Raw genomic sequence first — 17,390 nt, 5'->3', positions numbered from 1 at the left:
TTATTTACCTCTGGGAATAAGCACTACATCGACCACACAAACCCGTTTACCTGCAACCTCGCTACGATAAGCAAGAATTAATTCATCTTCTGTTTGCTTTTTGACCGTTACAAAACATTCAAGAACATCACCTGGATAGACAAACTCATTCATTTTTATTTTGCGACACTCGCTCACTTGATAGTCTACTGCATACCCTGCGCGCCGAATAAATTCGCGCGCCAAATTTAATTTACATTCCAATAATACCGTCATAGGTAATACCGGTTTTTTGGGAAAGTGGTCTGCGAAATAAAGGGCCGCTCGGGATATTCGTTTTTCTGCGGTTAAACTAACCCCTGGTTGACTGGAACGAATTCGGTCAAACGTCATGGACACTACAGGCAAGTTCAAATCCATAATCAGATCGTCATTCAATATTGGTGCGCTCTCCTTACTGATAGCTAACCAATCACCTGGTCGATTAATTTCGGAATATTGCTGCTTCACTTCATCTAAATCGATAAAATCATCCATAGGGAGTAAAGGTCCTAAGGCGCCTTCGATACTGAAAACACGCTCATTACCTACTCTCGCTTCACTATGATATTGCATTACTGAACTATCTAAGTGCTCAATAAACGACTCAAGCAATAAAGTTTCACCTACATAGGCGGGCCGATGCATGGAAGATTTAGCAACAATACCTGCCACAGGTCTGCAGGTAAATTCTTGGAGCGCCATCACATTCCATGCAGCCAATTGCCCTAGGGTTTCTCCGATTAATGAGGGGATAAAACAGGGTCGTCCCTGCGCATCAACTGTGAGGCATGTATCATTGGGGGTAACATGTTTGATTCCCCGGATCACCTGACCAGGAGATGACTCCACTATACGATCAACGAATAAGAATCTCATCAGTATTTATTAAGCCCTATTAACCTTGAATTAAAAAAAACACCCGAATTAAGCTTCAGATCCAGCAGTTTGTTGTTCTTTGATTGCAGCAACAACTAATTTACAAAATGTTTCAATGGTAAATAGCATAGGTATTTCATTGACTTTCATATTGGGTTTAAATTGCTCAGCAGGAACTTCACTTAAATAATTTTGCAATACCTTCAAACCCTTTTCGGTAATAATACCACCTTTCTCGAATTCATCTTCTGCTAAGTCACCACGTGCATTTTTTTCTAATTGACCACGAGGGATTTTAATTTTGAATTCTTTCTCTAACTGGAATACCAAATCAAGAAAATCAATGGATTCTGCGCCTAGATCTGCTATCAACCGACTGTTAAGAGATACTTCTTCTACATCAATCACTAGCACATCAGCAACAATTTCCCTAACTTTAGGATAAACGTCTGCTACATTCATATTTTTTCCTCAGAGATAGCTAATTTACAAAGCCGAAAATTATACCATACATTTTTTTAAAGGCATAAAGTTAAGAATGATAAGGTATTAACCAACTTGACTATACCCTGCATCAACAAATAAAGTATGCGCATTAATCATGGCTGCTTCAGGCAAACATAAGAGATAAATGGCATTGGCTACATCTTGAGTTGTCAATGGTCTATCACTCAATGAATGCGCCTGATATTCATCAAGCAACTGTTCTCTATTTGGAAAATGCTTCAATGCGTCGGTATCAACTACTCCAGCAGAAACAGTATTCACAGTAATACCATCAACAGCCAACTCAAGGCTCAAAGAACGCACTAAAGCTTCAAGAGCTGCTTTAGATGCCCCAATAAATGCATAATTAGGAATAGCCCGAGACGCACCAAGACTTGATAAAGCAATAATTCGACTCCCCTTAGGCATCAATGAACGTGCTTCGGTTGCCAAATGATTTAACGCCAGAGCATTAGTTTCCAGGCACCAGCGCCAATGTTTGGTAGACATCTTAAGTGCTGACTTTAAAACACCGCTTGCAGCATTACTGATTAAAAAATCAAGGCGATCAAAATGTGCACGGAATTGAGCAAACATTTCTTTTACCGATTGATGATCGGCAACATTCGCCTGCAGAGCAACCGCTTTGCGCCCCATAGCCTGGATTTCTTCGACTAAAGATTGAGCTTCATCAGAACTGTTGTAATAAACTATGGCTATATCACTTCCTGCTTGAGCTAACTTTAATGCAGTTGCCTTACCGATGCCTCGTGCCCCGCCAGTAATTAATCCGACTTTACCTGCAAAAACCAAACTCATGGAATATTCCTCATTAACTTCACTTGATTAGAAAAAGTAGTGTTGATGCAATACCATCGTGACAGCCCATAAATCATAGTCCGTTTAGCGCGTAAATTGACCAACAATTACAAAAAACTACATTTTCATTTGTATTGAGCAATAAAGCAATGTTTCGTGTATTAAATTTTTAAATATCTTGTTTCTAGAAGGCTAACTTTGTACTATCGGCACACGATAAAGCTAATTATATATAAATGAATGAAGCATTCCTGGTTTAAAACTGTATTTCCTATAGCCGCGATTTTTTCTTTCCGCATGATGGGTTTGTTTTTACTCATCCCTGTATTTAGTATTTATGCAGAAAATTTACAAGGCGCAACGCCGACATTAGTAGGGTTTGCTCTAGGAATTTATGGTCTTGCTCAAGGGCTTCTGCAAATGCCTTTTGGTATGCTCTCAGATAAAGTTGGAAGAAAACCTGTAATAGCCATAGGCTTAGTCCTTTTTGCTTTGGGTAGTCTACTTGGTGCCATAACCAATTCTATTTATGGGATGATAATTGCCAGAGCCTTACAAGGTACGGGTGCTATTGGTAGTGTTTTAATCGCCTTACTTGCCGATTTAACCCCTGATGAGCAACGCACTAAAGCAATGGCAGTCATTGGTATGACTATTGGAACCTCTTTTAGTCTCGCTATGGTTTTGAGTCCAGCTCTTACCCACCATTTTGGTCTATCGGGTATTTTTAACTTAACGACTCTATTAGCAATAGCAGGGATCATCTTGCTTTATTTGGTCATCCCCAAACCTGTAAATGAACGTTTTCACGTTGATAGTGAAACAAATCCCGCTTTATTCAAGCAAGTTATTTCTAACATGCAACTGCAACGACTGAATGTTGGCATTTTCTGCCAACATTTTATTCTTACCGCCACATTTTTTGCTATCCCCTTCATCCTAAGAAAGCAAGTAGAACAAGGCCATTTATCCCAACAATGGCATTTTTATCTGCCCATTATGATCATTTCATTTATACTCATGATCCCGTTTATTATTCTTGCGGAAAAGAAAAAGCGCATGAAAAGCGTTTTTCTTTCATCCGTATTCATAATGGCTTTGACTCAATCATTATTGGCCTATACCTTTCAAAATTGGATGAGTCTCTGTACGCTCATACTCATTTACTTTATTGCTTTTAATATCCTCGAGGCCGCATTGCCCTCTTTAGTATCCAAGCAGGCAAATCCTAATAATAAAGGAACTGCTATGGGTATTTATTCAACCAGCCAATTTTTAGGACTGTTTCTTGGTGGGGCATTGGCAGGTATTTTGTATCAATGGAATAGCAGCCAGGGTATTTTTATTACTAATGCCATCGTAGGTATTATATGGTTACTTATTTCTCTTCCAATGAAATCAAACGTATCTTTTTCAACGCTTATTTTACCATCTCCCTGGCTCCAAAAAAATGAACAAATTATCAGTCAACTATTGAATGCTAAAGGAGTAATTGAAGTGGCATTCGCAGAAAAGGAGCAGGTTATTTATTTGCGTGTCGATAGAGAGCGTTATCTTGAGGGCAGTGCAGAAAAAATCATTTATCACGGAAATCACAAATAATGGAGCTATAAATGAAAATTTCTTTGAAACATCAAGCCACAGAGCACAGTAATGCAGCATCCTGTACCGTTACTGAGTATCATCTTAATGATCCCATGCTTGATTGTGCTATAGCAAAAATATCAGGTCGATACCCTGAAACACGACGCGTCGTCAATTTAGCATGTAATGAATTAGCGTATGTCTTCCAAGGAGAAGGGAAACTCGTTGTGAATCATACGGAATATAGATTATCTGCGGGCGATGCCGTAATCATTGAGGCCGGTGACCAATATTATTGGGAAGGCACCATGCAATTGTTTATTTCTTGTCGTCCTGCCTGGAGTCAAGAACAGCATCAACTGGTAGATTAAATAGCCGCCCTTAAGCGAACAGATAATAGCATCAACGTAAACGTTTACTTGTAGCCCGTATTAGCGCAGCGTAATACGAGATGAAGACTTACTCCCTGATTACCATTGCGTCTAATCGGGGCTACACAAGTTAATTCTCTCTACAGTTACTGACGAATCAAGCGCAAATTTTTACCTATAAATGAGGTCTTTTCAGTAGAACGATAGGGATTGATATCCAAACCACCCCGTCTTGTATACCGTCCATATACCGTCAACTGTTCTGGTTTGCAATAATTCATAATATCCACAAAAATTCGTTCTATACACTGCTCATGAAACTCATTATGATTTCGATATGAAACCAGATATTTTAATAACCCCTCGCGATTAATTTGTTTACCTTTGTAAGCAATTTGTACGCTGCCCCAATCAGGTTGATTGGTAACCAGACAGTTTGATTTTAAGAGATTTGAATACAAAGTTTCTTCAACGATCTCATTGCCTACAGAAAGAAATGCGGGTTCAACCAGATAAACCGAACATTCGATATCAAGCTGATCAAGCGAATCACCCACTAATGACTGTTGGATGGAACATTGATCGAAAGAATCCACATGATGAATTTTGACCCAAACCTCTGCGCCAACACGCTCCTGTAAATCCTTTTTAATCGTATTTTCTAATTCACTAACACTTGGAATCCGCGTGTTGTTAAATGAATTAAAATACAGTTTTAAAGATTTTGATTCGATTAAATTTGGGGAGCTGCACTCATAAAACAATTCAGCAATCCCTACCATAGGTTTGCCTTTGGCATTAAGCCAGGAAACTTCGTAGTGATTCCAGCAATCAAAACCATAAAAAGGTAATCGAGTCGGATCCACTCCAATTTCCTGTCGTTTTCCTGCCCTGGGAATAGGATATAACCGATTTGGATTATAGGTTTCATCGTAAGCAGATTTTTTACCTAATTCAGATTGTTCCGCGTCAGATTGATATTGTTGCAAAACTTCATCATTCATTGTATTTAACTCCAGGATTTCTATTATTTTTGCGGTACTTTTCCAATTCACAGGTTGATTCATTTCCATTTGACTGGAAATATAAGTAAGAAGAGATGCCGCTTCATTGATTCGAGCTGCTTTTTCAGTCAGTTCACGCGCTTGTATGCCTATCGACGTCATCACATCAAAATTGGGATTTTCCATAATTTTTTTAATGGTTGACAAAGAAAACCCCAAAAATTTTAGTGTGGTAATCTGCTGCAATCGCATTAAATCCATTTCAGAATAAAGACGATATCCATTTTCTAACCGCTTTGTAGGTTTTAATAAGCCAATTTCATCATAATACTGTAAGGACCTAACTGTTAATGAGGTTAATTGGCTAATCTCTTTGATTTGGTAATATCTCATTTAATCTGCTCCTGAACCCATATTTTAAACTATCACGTAACGTGAGAGTCAAGAGAATAATCACAAAGAGAGTACTGCGAAGAAAAACTTGTTACTGTTGTTTGGAAAAACGGAATTCAAAGTTCACTTCAACACATCCGTGCAAGGGATATATAAATTAGGTATACTCTTCTCCTAACTTTCGCATACAGGAGATCAGAAATGGCACGTGGTATAAATAAAGTCATCTTAATTGGTAACGTCGGTGTTGACCCTGATGTACGTTATTTACCCAATGGCAACGCTGTAACAACACTTTCCATTGCTACCAGTGAAGCATGGAAAGATAAAGCAACTGGTGAAAAGCAGGAGCGGACCGAATGGCATCGCGTAGTCTGTTTTAACCGCTTAGGTGAAATCGCTGGTGAATACGTCCGTAAAGGTTCTAAACTCTATATTGAAGGCAGTTTAAGAACCAGAAAATGGCAAGATCAACAGGGTCAAGATAGATACACTACTGAGATTGTAGCTAATGACATTCAAATGTTAGACAGTAAAGGGACTGGTTCATCCAGTTTTGATGAAATGCCACAGGCTCAATTTGCGCCAAGCAATCAAAGTGCTGCAAGACAACAACCAGCTCAAGTACCACAAGATGCATTTGATCAATTGGATGATGATGTCCCATTCTAATTTCATCTGAATATTAGCCTCATCTCTTGTTTTACTGCCCTTACTGATAAGGCGCTTTTTGTTCACTGTTGCTTGGGTGAGGCCGGAGCCATAACCTAGGTTTCAGTGATACAATAATTTCCCGATTAGGTCTTCTTATGCCGCTCAACTAAATACTCTGCTTTTCATTATTTAAAAATTAAGAGCACAAACTGTCATATATACTTTATCGTTAACCAATATTTCACTCATTCATCCTATTGAGGTTCTTATGGATAAAATAAATTTAGTTCAAAAATTTAAACTTTTTAGCGAGTTTTGGTCGCCACGTATTGTTGGAGAACTTAATGGCCAATACATCAAACTTGTAAAATTCAAGGGAGAATTCATCTGGCATAGCCATGCGAATGAAGATGAGCTATTTTTAGTTGTCAAAGGTATTCTAAACATTGAGTTCAGGGATAAAATAGTTACCTTAAATGAAGGCGAATTTTATATTGTACCAAAAGGCGTAGAGCATAAACCGATTGCAGAAGAAGAGACCCATGTTCTCCTCATAGAGCCCAAATCAACAGAACAAACAGGGGGTATCGCAAGTGATTTACTCGTCGACAAACAATCTTGGATATAACCTTAATAAAATACTAACACTCGTTGATATACGCTGGAGTATTGTAATTTCTACTTACTTCTTTACTAATCCAGTCTATAAACCGGATTACCTTTATTAAAAAAAAACCCGCATGAAGCGGGTTCTTTAGTTAGTGAGGGCTCAAATTTATTCTTCAGATTCATCACTAACTACAGGTCTGTCTAAGAGCTCAACAATTGCCATAGGCGCGTTGTCACCATCTCTAAAACCACATTTAATGATACGTATATAACCACCTGGACGCTCAACAAAACGGGGTCCTAAATCTTTAAACAATTTACCAACAGCAGACTTAGATCTCAAAATATCAAACGCATGACGACGTGAAGCTACTGAGTCAACTTTTGATACAGTAATTAAAGGTTCAATATAACGTCGTAAATCTTTAGCCTTGGGCAAAGTTGTTTTTATCAACTCATGCTCAATCAAAGAACAACACATGTTTGCAAACATAGCCTTTCTGTGGCTACTTGTACGGCCAAAACTACGACCTGAATTACGGTGACGCATAACCAAAACTCCTAAACTTTATTCGCCAAGATTTGCTGGCGGCCAATTCTCAAGTTTCATACCCAGCGATAATGAACGTGAAGCTAAAACATCCTTAATTTCGGTTAAAGATTTCTTACCAAGGTTAGGAGTTTTTAAGAGTTCATTTTCAGTTCTTTGTACTAAATCGCCTATATAATGAATATTTTCTGCTTTCAAACAATTTGCAGAACGAACAGTTAACTCTAAATCATCGACAGAACGTAGTAGAATAGGATCAAAATCATTGCGTTCTTTATTATCTGCGCGTGACTCTTCAAATTTCATGTCTACAAAAGCATGAAGTTGTCTTTGAAGAATACTAGCAGAAATACGTATTGATTCTTCAGCATCAATAGTCCCATTAGTTTCTAACTCAATAGTTAACTTATCGAGGTCAGTTCGATTTTCTACACGAGCACTATCGACATAATAAGCCACTTTTTTAACTGGAGAGAAACTATTATCAATTTTAAGTTTCCCAACTGATTTTCTTTCTACTTCATCATCGAAATGTCTAATAAATGAATCAGTACTGTGGAAACCAATTCCTCGTTCAACTTTCAATGTCATATTTAATTTGCCTTTTTCATTCAAATTAGCAATGACCAACTCTGGATTGATAATTTCTAATCCATGAGTCAATTGAATGTCTCCAGCTGTAACTTGACAAGGACCTTGCTTGCTTAGTGTTACAATCGCTTCTTCACCGACTGTCATTTTTGTCGCAACTAACTTCAGGTTCAGTAAGATGTCCACGACATCTTCCTGTACACCTTCAATTGTGCTGTATTCATGTAGAACACCATCAATTGAAACTTCGGTAATCGCACTTCCCGGCATTGATGATAGTAAGATACGTCTCAAAGCATTGCCGAGAGTATGACCAAAGCCACGCTCCAAAGGCTCTAAAACTATTTTAGCTTTATAGGGCGATTCTGCCTGGACCTTAAGAACATTAGGTGTCAACATTTCATTGATTTCAGTATACATTCAGCTATTTCTCCGAGCTTACTTAGAGTAAAGTTCTACAACTAAGTTTACGTTGTAGTCTGAAGATAAGTCAGTTAACGTTGGTGCTGTAGAGAATGTTCCTTTGAAAGAAGAAGTATCTACAGTAATCCAATCGCATGCAGCTCTTTGTTCTGATAAAGCTAAAGCAGCCTGGATACGACCTTGAGCTCTTGCTTTTTGACGAACAGATATAACATCACCTGATTTTACCAGGAATGATGGAACGTTAACTACTTTATCATTAACAAGTATCGCTTTATGCGTAACTAATTGACGCGCTTCAGCACGTGTACTTGCAAAACCCATACGATAGACAACATTATCTAAACGTCGCTCAAGTAACGACATCAGATTTTCACCTGTTGAACCTTTCATACGAGCAGCCATTTTGTAATAGCCACGGAATTGCTTTTCAAGAACACCATATAATCTTCTGATCTTTTGTTTCTCTCGAAGTTGAATTCCATAACCATTCATACGTGGTTTTTTATCACCATGTTGTCCAGGTAACTTTTCTGATTTACATTTGGACTTATGATCACGGACACCGCTTTTAAGTAATAAATCACAACCTTCACGACGTGATAACTTACATTTTGGACCAAGATATCTAGCCATTAATTACTCCTGAGTCTTATACACGACGTTTTTTCGGTGGCTTACACCCATTATGAGGTATACCAGTAACATCGGTAATTTCAACAATTTTGAAATCCTGTGATATTAATTCACGAATAGTGGATTCTCTTCCAGGTCCGGGACCATGAACAAATACAGCCACAGATTTCATACCGTATTCTTTTGCAACAGCAGCAGCACGCTCAGTAGCAACCTGTGCAGCATAAGGAGTACTCTTTCTTGACCCTCTAAAACCTGAGCCACCAGATGTTGCCCAACACAGTGCATTACCTTGTCTATCAGTAAAGGTCACTATCGTATTATTAAAAGAAGCATGAACGTGTACGATACCATCAGATACGACACGCTTCGCCTTTTTGCGTACTTTTTGTTGTTTTGACTTAGTTATTGCCATCTTACTTTCCTACATGAAAAATCAAACGGTAGTGCCTTTTCTGCGACCTTTTCGAGTACGAGCATTAGTTTTCGTACGTTGTCCGCGCAATGGCAACCCTCTTCTGTGTCTTAGACCACGATAACATCCTAGATCCATAAGGCGCTTAATGTTCATCGTCACAACACGACGCAAATCACCTTCCACTGTTATTTTTGCAATTTCTGTTCTTAAAGACTCAAGTTGAGCATCGGTCAGTTCTGAAACCTTTTTAGAAGGTTCAATACCAACTGTAGAACACAGTTTTAAGGATGTAGGTTTACCAATACCATAAATTGCTGTTAAAGCAATCACAACATGTTTGTGATCAGGTATATTTACTCCTGCAATACGAGCCATTAACTTCTCCGAACGTTATTTGTTCTGTCGAAAGGGACAGAAGAATACTATTTTTATAAAATTAAATCAAGCAGAGTTTAACCTTGCTTTTGTTTATGTCTGGCATCTTTACAAATAACTCGTATAGTGCCACTTCTTTTAATAATTTTGCAATTGCGACAAATTCGCTTTACAGATGCTCTTACTTTCATTCTAAACTCCGAAAAAAATCATAAAAGACCAGGTAATTTAGTACCTTTGAAATTAGCCTTTTTCATTAAAGAATCATATTGCTGGGTCATTAAATGTGCTTGTACCTGAGCTACAAAATCCATAATAACAACTACGATAATCAGCAATGACGTTCCTCCGAAATAAAAAGGGACATGCCATGTATACATCAAAATCTGAGGCAAAAGACAAACCAGAACCAAATAAATTGCACCAACTAATGTCAGACGAGTCATTACACCATCAATATATTTAGTTGTTTGTTCACCTGGTCTAATTCCGGGTATATATGCACCAGATTTTTTTAAATTATCAGCAGTATCTTTGGGATTAAACACCAGAGCTGCATAAAAGAACGCAAAAAATATAATAGCGACCGCATATACTATTAAATATAAAGGCTGTCCGGGGGATAATGCCATTCCAACATCGGCAAGCCACCCTAAACCTTTAGTATGTGAGAAAAACTGAGCCAAAGTTGCCGGTAATAAGATAATGCTGGATGCAAAAATAGGTGGTATTACACCAGACATATTAATCTTTAAAGGTAAATGACTTGTTTGAGCGGCATAAACCTTTCTACCTTGTGTTCTTTGCGCATAGTTAACTCTTATACGTCGTTGTGCGCGCTCCATAAATACTACAAATCCTGTTACTACTACCACTACCACTGCAACAATAATTAACGTCAATGCTTGCATTTGCCCTTCTTTAACTTGCTGAAGAACAGAAGCAATTGCCGTAGGCATGCTTGATACAATTCCCGAAAAGATAATTAGCGAAATTCCATTTCCAACACCTTTTTCAGTAATCTGCTCACCTAACCACATTAAGAACATAGTTCCTGTAACCAAAGTCACAACTGCAGTAAAGTAAAATGAAAAGTCAGCTTGAAGTGCAATTTGTTGTCCAGCTAACCAGCGTGCCATCCCTAGAGATTGAAACACAGAAAGCACCAGAGTTAAATATCGGGTGTATTGGTTTATTTTCCTACGTCCAGACTCACCTTCTTTTTTAAGTTGTTCAAGTTTGGGTGATACAACTGAGAACAACTGAATGATAATGGACGCTGAAATATACGGCATAATGCCTATTGCAAAAACCGTAACACGCGATAATGCACCACCAGAAAACATATTGAATAAGCCAAAAATTGTATTCTGTTGTTCATTAAAAAAATTAGCCAATCGTGCAGGGTCTAAACCTGGAACAGGAATATGAGCTCCCAACCGATAAACCAATATACCAAGAACAACGAACAATAATCTTGATTTTAGTTCAGCCAATCCACCACGTGATTGGCTTGCATTATGTTTTTGGTTTTTCATAGTCACTCTTCTATGCTGCCGCCTAAACCTTCAATGGCTAAACGAGCTCCTTTAGTGACCCTTAAACCTTTAAGTTTGATGGCTGTAGTTAATTCACCGGATAAAATAACTTTTACATCTTTAATAGAGCTGTTGATTAGGCCCGCTTCACGTAAAACATTTAAATCAATTACATCAGCAGACAACTTTGCCAGTTCACTCAGACATACTTGATCTACAGTTTTACCAACTCGTGATTTAAAGCCCATTTTAGGCAGTCTTCTTTGAATAGGCATTTGCCCGCCTTCAAAGTTAATTTTATGAAAACCACCAGCTCTTGCTTTTTGACCTTTATGTCCTTTACCACTTGTTTTACCTAGCCCGGATCCTATACCACGTCCTAAGCGTCTTTTAGGGCGTCTTGAACCAGGATCTGGTGATAGTGAATTTAAATTCATTATGCACTCTCCTCAACCAGCAACAAGTAATCCACGATATTAATAAGACCACGGATTGCTGGCGTATCATTATGTGATACGCTTGAATTAGTTTTACCTAGACCTAATTGTTTTACTATAGAAATATGCTTTGGCTTTCTGCCTATAATGCTTTTTACCAAAGTTATTTTAATTTTCTTTTCCATAATTAGCCCGCCATAACTTCTTCAACAGTTTTACCACGCTTGGCCGCAACATAATCTGGAGTACCAATATTAGTTAAAGCAGCAATCGTAGCTCTTACAATATTACTTGGATTGGTTGAACCAATACTTTTAGCTAATATATTTTGTACGCCTAATACTTCTAATACGGCTCTCATCGCGCCACCGGCAATAATTCCAGTACCTTCACTTGCTGGTTTCATAAATACCTTAGAAGCCCCATAGTTCCAAGTAATTTCGTGGAAAATAGTTGATCCGGAAAGTGGAATATAAACCATGTTTTTCTTTGCTTGTTCCATAGCTTTTTGAATTGCAATTGGAACTTCTCTCGCTTTACCTCTACCAAAGCCAACTTTACCTTTGCCGTCGCCAACAACAACAAGTACTGCGAAACCAAAAACACGGCCTCCTTTGACAACTTTAGCGGTACGGTTAACCGACACTAACTTTTCTTGGTAGCCATCTGATTTTGGTGATGATTCATCGTATGCCATAATCGTTCCTTAAAAATCTAATCCAGCTTCGCGGGCACCTTCTGCAAGGGCTTTCACTCGGCCATGATATTTATAACCAGCACGATCAAATGCAACTTGAGTAATGCCATGCTCACTCGCACGCTTACCTAGTAATTTCCCAACTAGATTAGCTTGTTCTACTTTACATTTACCAGTCAAGTTAGCTCGTAATTCTTTATCCTTAGTTGAACATGCTACCAGTACTTTATCACCAAGCGTGTCAGCTTGAATAATTTGCGAGTATATATGCAAACCACTTCTATAAACTACTAGTCTTGCTCTTCCCGATTTACGAATCAGTGCTTTTGCTTTTAATCCACGTCGAGCACGTGAGTTGTGTTTATTCATGACTTAAACCTTATTTCTTTTTCGCTTCTTTACGAGCAATATACTCGCCAGCAAGTTTAACACCTTTACCTTTATAGGGCTCTGGTGGTCTAAATGCTCTTATTTCAGAAGCTACTTGACCCAAAATTTGTTTATCAACACCTTTCAGTAATATCACTGTATTACTTGGAGTTTCAACTTGAACACCTTTTGGTAAGTGGTATTCAATAGGATGAGAGAATCCTAAAGATAAAGTAATTGATTTATCTTTAGATTGTGCTCTATAACCTACACCAACAAGTTCCAAGGTTACAACAAAACCTTCGGTTACACCCTTCACCATGTTATTCACTAATGCTCTTGCCGTACCAGCTTGAGCCCAAGCTTTAGGATCATTTGCAGCAGGAGCAAACTCAACATGATTAGAATCTTTGTTTTTAGTTACTTTTACTAACCTATTAATTTTTTGGGTTAGTGTTCCTTTAGGCCCTTTTACAGTAATTTCACCATCACCTATTGTGATTTCAACATTTGCTGGTTGAACTACTGGGGCTTTTGCTACTCTAGACATATTATTCCTCGCAAGTATTAAGCCACTTCACAGATGACTTCGCCACCAACGCCTTTCATCTTTGCAGATATATGGGTCATTATACCTTGAGATGTAGACAATATAGCCACTCCAAAACCAGGAATAGAGGTTAAATCTTTATAAGACTTATATACTCGTAACCCAGGTCTACTAATTCTCTTAATGAGCTCAATAACAGGTCTGCCATGGTAATACTTCAGCTTTATCGTCATTAATTTAAGATTATTATCTAGTGGTTCTACAAAGAAGTTTTCAATATAGCCTTCTTCTTTTAAAACACGAGCAATTTCTTCTTTCAATTTAGAAGAAGTTAAAGTTATTTGCTGATGTTTTGCTTGTTGACCATTTCTAATTCGGGTCAGCATATCAGCAACTGGATCATGCATACTCACAATCGTTCTCCAATTAAAAAATTACCAGCTGGATTTTCTTCCGCCAGGTATATTACCAACCATTAGTTGTTGTCTTAAGCAAATTCTACAAAGACTAAATTTACGATACACGCCATGTGGACGACCACAGCATTGGCATCGAGTTTTAAAACGAACAGGATTTGAATTAACAGGCAATTTAGCTAACTTTAACTGACTATCCATAATTACCTGAAAATCATCAGATGATTTAATCAATTGTTTTAATTCGTTTCTGCGTTTACTGTGCTTATCTACTAGTTTTTTACGCTTTAACTCTCTCATAAGCATTGATTTTTTAGCCACAATTTCACCCTTATTTTTTATCTCTATCTTTCAATGGAAGGTTAAAGGCTTCTAATAAAGCTTTAGCTTCTTCATTTGTTTTAGCACTTGTAGTAATACAAATATCTAAACCTCGGATACCATCTGTTTTGTCGTAATCAATTTCTGGAAATACGATTTGTTCATGTATTCCCATACTGTAATTACCAGTTCCATCAAAAGATTTAGGATTTAAACCACGAAAATCTCTCACACGCGGTAAAGTTACGGAAATTAATCGGTCTAAAAACTCATACATACGTTGACGTCTTAGTGTTACTTTACAGCCTATTGGCCATCCTTCTCTAATTTTAAAACCAGCAATAGATTTTCTTGCTTTAGTAACAACAGGTTTTTGACCAGCAATTAAAGTCATATCTTCAACAGCATGATTCATCACCTTTTTATCACCAACAGCTTCACCAACACCCATATTCAAAGTGACTTTGAGCAGTTTAGGAACTTCCATAACGCTGGAATAGTTGAACCGTTTCATCATCATTGGGATGATTTCTTTTTTATAAAATTCATTAAGTCTTGCCATTTCAACCACCTAATTAAACACGGTCAATTATTTCATTGTCAGATTTAAAATATCTAACTTTTTTATTAACACCGTTACTCTCAATAAATTTAAATCCTACTTTATCTGCTTTATTAGTGTTTGGATTAAAATGAGCAACGTTTGAAACGTGTACTGGCGCTTCAAGAGTAACAATTCCACCCTTGTTTTCAGGCTTTTGTGGGTTAGGCTTAACATGTTTCTTTATTAAGTTTCCACCTTCTACAACAACGCCATTTTCAGTGACACGTAGGACTTTACCTCTATGACCTTTACTTTTACCGGCGATTATAATTACATCATCACCTTTTTGAATACGTTTCATATCTAAATCCTTCTCACAAAACTTCTGCAGCCAGAGATATTATTTTCATAAATCTCTCTCGTAGCTCGCGAGTAACGGGGCCGAATATACGAGTACCTATTGGCTCGTTTTGGTTATTTAAAAGTACTGCTGCGTTGCCATCGAAACGAATTAATGAGCCATCATCTCTACGAACGCCTTGTGCTGTACGCACTACTACAGCTTTCATTACAGCACCTTTCTTTACTTTACTTCTGGGTATAGCATCTTTAATACTTACTTTAATTACATCACCCACACGGGCATATCTACGGTGCGACCCGCCAAGCACTTTAATACACATAACTTTACGTGCTCCGCTGTTGTCAGCCACTTCGAGCACTGTCTGCATTTGGATCATTTTTTACTCCAGCTCTGATTTCGACCAGAAAAAGGTTGCTGATTATATCAGGCCTTTTAGGGTTTTAAAAGTAAATCAACAGGGTTGATTAAGAAATTACTTCGACTAATACCCAGCTTTTTGTTTTAGAGAGTGGTCTTGACTCACGGATCTTTACAATATTACCAATTTTAGATACTTGATTTTCATCATGAGCATGTAATTTGGTTCTACGTTTCATAATTTTTCCATACTTTGGATGCTTAACAGAACGTTCAATCATCACAACTATGGTCTTATCCATTTTGTCACTAACTACTTTTCCAACCATTGTTCTGGCATTTGATTCACTATTAGACATGTCACTTACCTGCCTTTTCAGTCAACATTGTTTTAACTCTTGCCACTGACTTACGCACCATGGTGATGAGATGTGTTTTATCTAGTGAGCCACTTGCTTTCTTCATTCGCAAATTTAATTGTTCTTTACGCAATGAAAGCAATTCGTTCTGCAGTTCTTCTATAGACAAACTGCGTAATTCTTCAATCTTTTTCATTACATCACCTTCCTTTCTTCGAATATAACTTTGAAAGGAAGTTTTGCTTTAGCCAGATCAAAAGCTTCCATTGCAAGCTCTCTGGATACACCTTCCATTTCAAATAAAACCTTACCAGGTTGTATTTGAGCAACCCAATATTCAACGCTACCTTTACCCTTACCTTGTCGTACTTCTAAAGGTTTTTGTGTAATAGGTTTGTCTGGGAATACTCTAATCCAAATTTTACCACCACGTTTAATATGACGTGTCATTGCTCTTCGAGCCGCTTCGATTTGTCTTGCGGTTAAACGACCACGCTCAAGAGCTTTCAAACCAAATTCACCGAAGCTGATGTTGCTGCCGCGTAAAGCTAAGCCTCTATTACGGCCTTTCATCTGTTTTCGGTATTTTGTACGTTTAGGTTGTAACATGATTCTTAATCCTCACTCACTGGGCAACGTCAGATGATCTTTTCTTTTGTGGGAGAATTTCGCCCTTGAAGATCCAGACTTTTACACCAATAATACCGTAGGTAGTTTTAGACTCTGCTGTACCGTAATCAATATCTGCTCTGAAAGTATGTAAAGGTACTCGCCCTTCTCTATACCATTCACTGCGAGCGATTTCAGCACCACCAAGTCTGCCGCTGACACAAATTTTAATTCCTTTAGCACCAGCCTTAAGAGCAGAAGTTACTGCACGTTTCATAGCGCGGCGGAACATAACACGTTGTTCTAACTGTTGCGCAATTCCTTCAGCAACCAAGGTTGCATCAAGTTCAGGCTTTTTAATTTCTTCAATATTAAGGTGTACTGGTACGCCTAATTTGCTGGAAATTTCACTACGTAATGTTTCAATACCACCACCTTTTTTACCGATAATTACACCAGGTCGTGCGGTTAGTATTGTAACTACAGCATTATTAGCAGGACGTTCAATAAGAATTTTACTTACAGCAGCAGCCATAAGTTTCTTTTTAAGTTCAGTACGCAATTTTATATCTTGAATTAAAAATTCAGCATATTTTTTACCAGCGAACCACTTAGAGTTCCAGTCTTTAATAATACCAAGGCGTATGCCTATAGGGTTAACTTTTTGTCCCATTGCTATTCCTCGTCAGACACTTTAATCGTGATATGGCAGGTACGTTTACAAATTCTATTTGCACGTCCTTTAGCTCTGGGACTAATGCGTTTTAAAGTCATTGCTTCATCAACACAGACCATACCTACTTTTAAATCATCAATATCTGCTCCATTATTATTTTCAGCATTAGCAATTGCTGATTCTAATAATTTAAGCATTAATTGAGCACCTTTTTTTGGTGTAAACTTGAGGACATCAAGTGCACCAGATACTTTCATATTTCGTATCATATCTGCTACCAATCTGCCCTTTTGAGCGGATAAGGGAGCACCTTTCAATTTTGCTGTAACTTCCATCATATCCT

30 protein-coding genes and 1 pseudogene are annotated in these 17,390 nt (G+C 37.9%); 4 read left to right on the top strand and 27 right to left on the bottom strand.

The window, feature by feature from the left end:
• The 3 genes from EL022_RS05440 to fabL all read right to left on the bottom strand — a co-directional run bounded on the left by EL022_RS05440 (position 1) and on the right by fabL (position 2,202).
• Positions 1-897 carry a 3-hydroxyacyl-ACP dehydratase FabZ family protein gene (locus EL022_RS05440; protein ID WP_028381365.1) on the bottom strand — a complete coding sequence of 299 codons (897 nt, stop codon included), beginning with the start codon at positions 895-897 and terminating at the stop codon, positions 1-3.
• A 48-nt stretch (positions 898-945) separates the two neighbouring features.
• Positions 946-1,359: an acyl carrier protein gene (locus EL022_RS05435; protein ID WP_028381366.1), complete on the bottom strand. Its 414-nt coding sequence runs from the start codon at positions 1,357-1,359 to the stop codon at positions 946-948.
• A gap of 87 nt (positions 1,360-1,446) precedes the next feature.
• A complete protein-coding gene (gene fabL, locus EL022_RS05430; RefSeq protein WP_028381367.1) occupies positions 1,447-2,202 on the bottom strand; it encodes an enoyl-[acyl-carrier-protein] reductase FabL in 756 nt (251 codons plus the stop codon).
• 240 nt (positions 2,203-2,442) lie between these two features.
• Here fabL and EL022_RS05425 point away from each other — a divergent pair, with 240 nt between their 5' ends.
• Together EL022_RS05425 and EL022_RS05420 are read left to right on the top strand one after the other, a co-directional pair.
• Positions 2,443-3,804: an MFS transporter gene (locus EL022_RS05425; RefSeq protein WP_028381368.1), complete on the top strand. Its 1,362-nt coding sequence runs from the start codon at positions 2,443-2,445 to the stop codon at positions 3,802-3,804.
• An 11-nt stretch (positions 3,805-3,815) separates the two neighbouring features.
• Positions 3,816-4,157, top strand: coding sequence for a cupin domain-containing protein (locus EL022_RS05420; RefSeq protein ID WP_028381369.1), 342 nt, complete (start codon positions 3,816-3,818; stop codon positions 4,155-4,157).
• 146 nt (positions 4,158-4,303) lie between these two features.
• On the opposite strand, the gene queF is transcribed toward EL022_RS05420, so the two are convergent.
• Together queF and EL022_RS16665 are read right to left on the bottom strand one after the other, a co-directional pair.
• Positions 4,304-5,161 (bottom strand): NADPH-dependent 7-cyano-7-deazaguanine reductase QueF, encoded by an 858-nt coding sequence (queF, locus tag EL022_RS05415; protein ID WP_028381370.1) that lies wholly within the window; start codon positions 5,159-5,161, stop codon positions 4,304-4,306.
• Positions 5,162-5,401: 240 nt separating this feature from the next.
• Positions 5,402-5,554: pseudogene (locus EL022_RS16665) on the bottom strand (MerR family DNA-binding transcriptional regulator); the annotation flags it as partial.
• Positions 5,555-5,755: 201 nt separating this feature from the next.
• On the opposite strand from EL022_RS16665, the gene ssb reads away from it, so the two are divergent.
• Positions 5,756-6,226, top strand: a complete 471-nt coding sequence (gene ssb / locus EL022_RS05410) for a single-stranded DNA-binding protein (RefSeq protein ID WP_028381371.1) — start codon at positions 5,756-5,758, stop codon at positions 6,224-6,226.
• A 250-nt stretch (positions 6,227-6,476) separates the two neighbouring features.
• Positions 6,477-6,836 carry a cupin domain-containing protein gene (locus EL022_RS05405; protein WP_028381372.1) on the top strand — a complete coding sequence of 120 codons (360 nt, stop codon included), beginning with the start codon at positions 6,477-6,479 and terminating at the stop codon, positions 6,834-6,836.
• A gap of 147 nt (positions 6,837-6,983) precedes the next feature.
• Here EL022_RS05405 and rplQ read toward each other — a convergent pair whose 3' ends face one another.
• The 22 genes from rplQ to rplV all read right to left on the bottom strand — a co-directional run bounded on the left by rplQ (position 6,984) and on the right by rplV (position 17,382).
• Entirely contained in the window at positions 6,984-7,367 is a 384-nt protein-coding gene (rplQ, locus tag EL022_RS05400; protein WP_028381373.1) for a 50S ribosomal protein L17, read from the bottom strand.
• An 18-nt stretch (positions 7,368-7,385) separates the two neighbouring features.
• Positions 7,386-8,378 carry a DNA-directed RNA polymerase subunit alpha gene (locus tag EL022_RS05395; RefSeq protein ID WP_028381374.1) on the bottom strand — a complete coding sequence of 331 codons (993 nt, stop codon included), beginning with the start codon at positions 8,376-8,378 and terminating at the stop codon, positions 7,386-7,388.
• An 18-nt stretch (positions 8,379-8,396) separates the two neighbouring features.
• On the bottom strand, positions 8,397-9,017 hold the full coding sequence (gene rpsD / locus EL022_RS05390) for a 30S ribosomal protein S4 (protein ID WP_028381375.1): 621 nt from the start codon (positions 9,015-9,017) through the stop codon (positions 8,397-8,399).
• Positions 9,018-9,033: 16 nt separating this feature from the next.
• Positions 9,034-9,432, bottom strand: a complete 399-nt coding sequence (gene rpsK, locus EL022_RS05385; RefSeq protein WP_003633055.1) for a 30S ribosomal protein S11 — start codon at positions 9,430-9,432, stop codon at positions 9,034-9,036.
• A 21-nt stretch (positions 9,433-9,453) separates the two neighbouring features.
• Positions 9,454-9,810, bottom strand: coding sequence for a 30S ribosomal protein S13 (gene rpsM / locus EL022_RS05380; protein ID WP_028381376.1), 357 nt, complete (start codon positions 9,808-9,810; stop codon positions 9,454-9,456).
• Positions 9,811-9,887: 77 nt separating this feature from the next.
• Positions 9,888-10,001, bottom strand: a complete 114-nt coding sequence (rpmJ, locus tag EL022_RS05375) for a 50S ribosomal protein L36 (RefSeq protein ID WP_010946099.1) — start codon at positions 9,999-10,001, stop codon at positions 9,888-9,890.
• A gap of 18 nt (positions 10,002-10,019) precedes the next feature.
• Positions 10,020-11,348, bottom strand: a complete 1,329-nt coding sequence (gene secY / locus EL022_RS05370; RefSeq protein WP_028381377.1) for a preprotein translocase subunit SecY — start codon at positions 11,346-11,348, stop codon at positions 10,020-10,022.
• 2 nt (positions 11,349-11,350) lie between these two features.
• Positions 11,351-11,785 carry a 50S ribosomal protein L15 gene (gene rplO / locus EL022_RS05365; RefSeq protein WP_028381378.1) on the bottom strand — a complete coding sequence of 145 codons (435 nt, stop codon included), beginning with the start codon at positions 11,783-11,785 and terminating at the stop codon, positions 11,351-11,353.
• Positions 11,785-11,970, bottom strand: coding sequence for a 50S ribosomal protein L30 (rpmD, locus tag EL022_RS05360; protein ID WP_028381379.1), 186 nt, complete (start codon positions 11,968-11,970; stop codon positions 11,785-11,787). The genes rplO and rpmD overlap by 1 nt, the downstream gene beginning before the upstream one ends.
• A gap of 2 nt (positions 11,971-11,972) precedes the next feature.
• Positions 11,973-12,482, bottom strand: a complete 510-nt coding sequence (gene rpsE, locus EL022_RS05355) for a 30S ribosomal protein S5 (protein ID WP_028381380.1) — start codon at positions 12,480-12,482, stop codon at positions 11,973-11,975.
• 9 nt (positions 12,483-12,491) lie between these two features.
• A complete protein-coding gene (gene rplR / locus EL022_RS05350; protein ID WP_028381381.1) occupies positions 12,492-12,851 on the bottom strand; it encodes a 50S ribosomal protein L18 in 360 nt (119 codons plus the stop codon).
• A 10-nt stretch (positions 12,852-12,861) separates the two neighbouring features.
• The gene (rplF, locus tag EL022_RS05345; RefSeq protein WP_028381382.1) at positions 12,862-13,401 is read right to left on the bottom strand and encodes a 50S ribosomal protein L6; all 540 of its coding nucleotides are present in this window, start codon (positions 13,399-13,401) and stop codon (positions 12,862-12,864) included.
• A 17-nt stretch (positions 13,402-13,418) separates the two neighbouring features.
• On the bottom strand, positions 13,419-13,808 hold the full coding sequence (gene rpsH / locus EL022_RS05340) for a 30S ribosomal protein S8 (protein WP_197718080.1): 390 nt from the start codon (positions 13,806-13,808) through the stop codon (positions 13,419-13,421).
• 27 nt (positions 13,809-13,835) lie between these two features.
• Entirely contained in the window at positions 13,836-14,138 is a 303-nt protein-coding gene (gene rpsN / locus EL022_RS05335) for a 30S ribosomal protein S14 (RefSeq protein ID WP_028381384.1), read from the bottom strand.
• Positions 14,139-14,148: 10 nt separating this feature from the next.
• Positions 14,149-14,700, bottom strand: coding sequence for a 50S ribosomal protein L5 (gene rplE / locus EL022_RS05330; RefSeq protein WP_028381385.1), 552 nt, complete (start codon positions 14,698-14,700; stop codon positions 14,149-14,151).
• Between the two features lie 13 nt (positions 14,701-14,713).
• Positions 14,714-15,043 (bottom strand): 50S ribosomal protein L24, encoded by a 330-nt coding sequence (rplX, locus tag EL022_RS05325; protein ID WP_028381386.1) that lies wholly within the window; start codon positions 15,041-15,043, stop codon positions 14,714-14,716.
• A 13-nt stretch (positions 15,044-15,056) separates the two neighbouring features.
• Positions 15,057-15,422, bottom strand: coding sequence for a 50S ribosomal protein L14 (gene rplN / locus EL022_RS05320; protein ID WP_006872243.1), 366 nt, complete (start codon positions 15,420-15,422; stop codon positions 15,057-15,059).
• A gap of 88 nt (positions 15,423-15,510) precedes the next feature.
• Positions 15,511-15,762 carry a 30S ribosomal protein S17 gene (gene rpsQ / locus EL022_RS05315; RefSeq protein ID WP_028381387.1) on the bottom strand — a complete coding sequence of 84 codons (252 nt, stop codon included), beginning with the start codon at positions 15,760-15,762 and terminating at the stop codon, positions 15,511-15,513.
• A gap of 1 nt (position 15,763) precedes the next feature.
• Entirely contained in the window at positions 15,764-15,958 is a 195-nt protein-coding gene (gene rpmC / locus EL022_RS05310; RefSeq protein ID WP_028381388.1) for a 50S ribosomal protein L29, read from the bottom strand.
• Positions 15,958-16,371: a 50S ribosomal protein L16 gene (gene rplP, locus EL022_RS05305; protein ID WP_003633085.1), complete on the bottom strand. Its 414-nt coding sequence runs from the start codon at positions 16,369-16,371 to the stop codon at positions 15,958-15,960. Before rplP ends, rpmC begins: the two co-directional genes overlap by 1 nt.
• Before the next feature lie 16 nt (positions 16,372-16,387).
• Positions 16,388-17,044 carry a 30S ribosomal protein S3 gene (rpsC, locus tag EL022_RS05300; RefSeq protein ID WP_028381389.1) on the bottom strand — a complete coding sequence of 219 codons (657 nt, stop codon included), beginning with the start codon at positions 17,042-17,044 and terminating at the stop codon, positions 16,388-16,390.
• Positions 17,045-17,046: 2 nt separating this feature from the next.
• Positions 17,047-17,382 (bottom strand): 50S ribosomal protein L22, encoded by a 336-nt coding sequence (gene rplV, locus EL022_RS05295; protein ID WP_003633087.1) that lies wholly within the window; start codon positions 17,380-17,382, stop codon positions 17,047-17,049.
• Positions 17,383-17,390: the final 8 nt, after the last annotated feature.

It is taken from the genome of Legionella cherrii, assembly GCF_900635815.1.
Taxonomy (GTDB): Bacteria; Pseudomonadota; Gammaproteobacteria; order Legionellales; family Legionellaceae; genus Legionella; species Legionella cherrii.
This window is presented reverse-complemented; position numbering and strand designations above follow the sequence as displayed.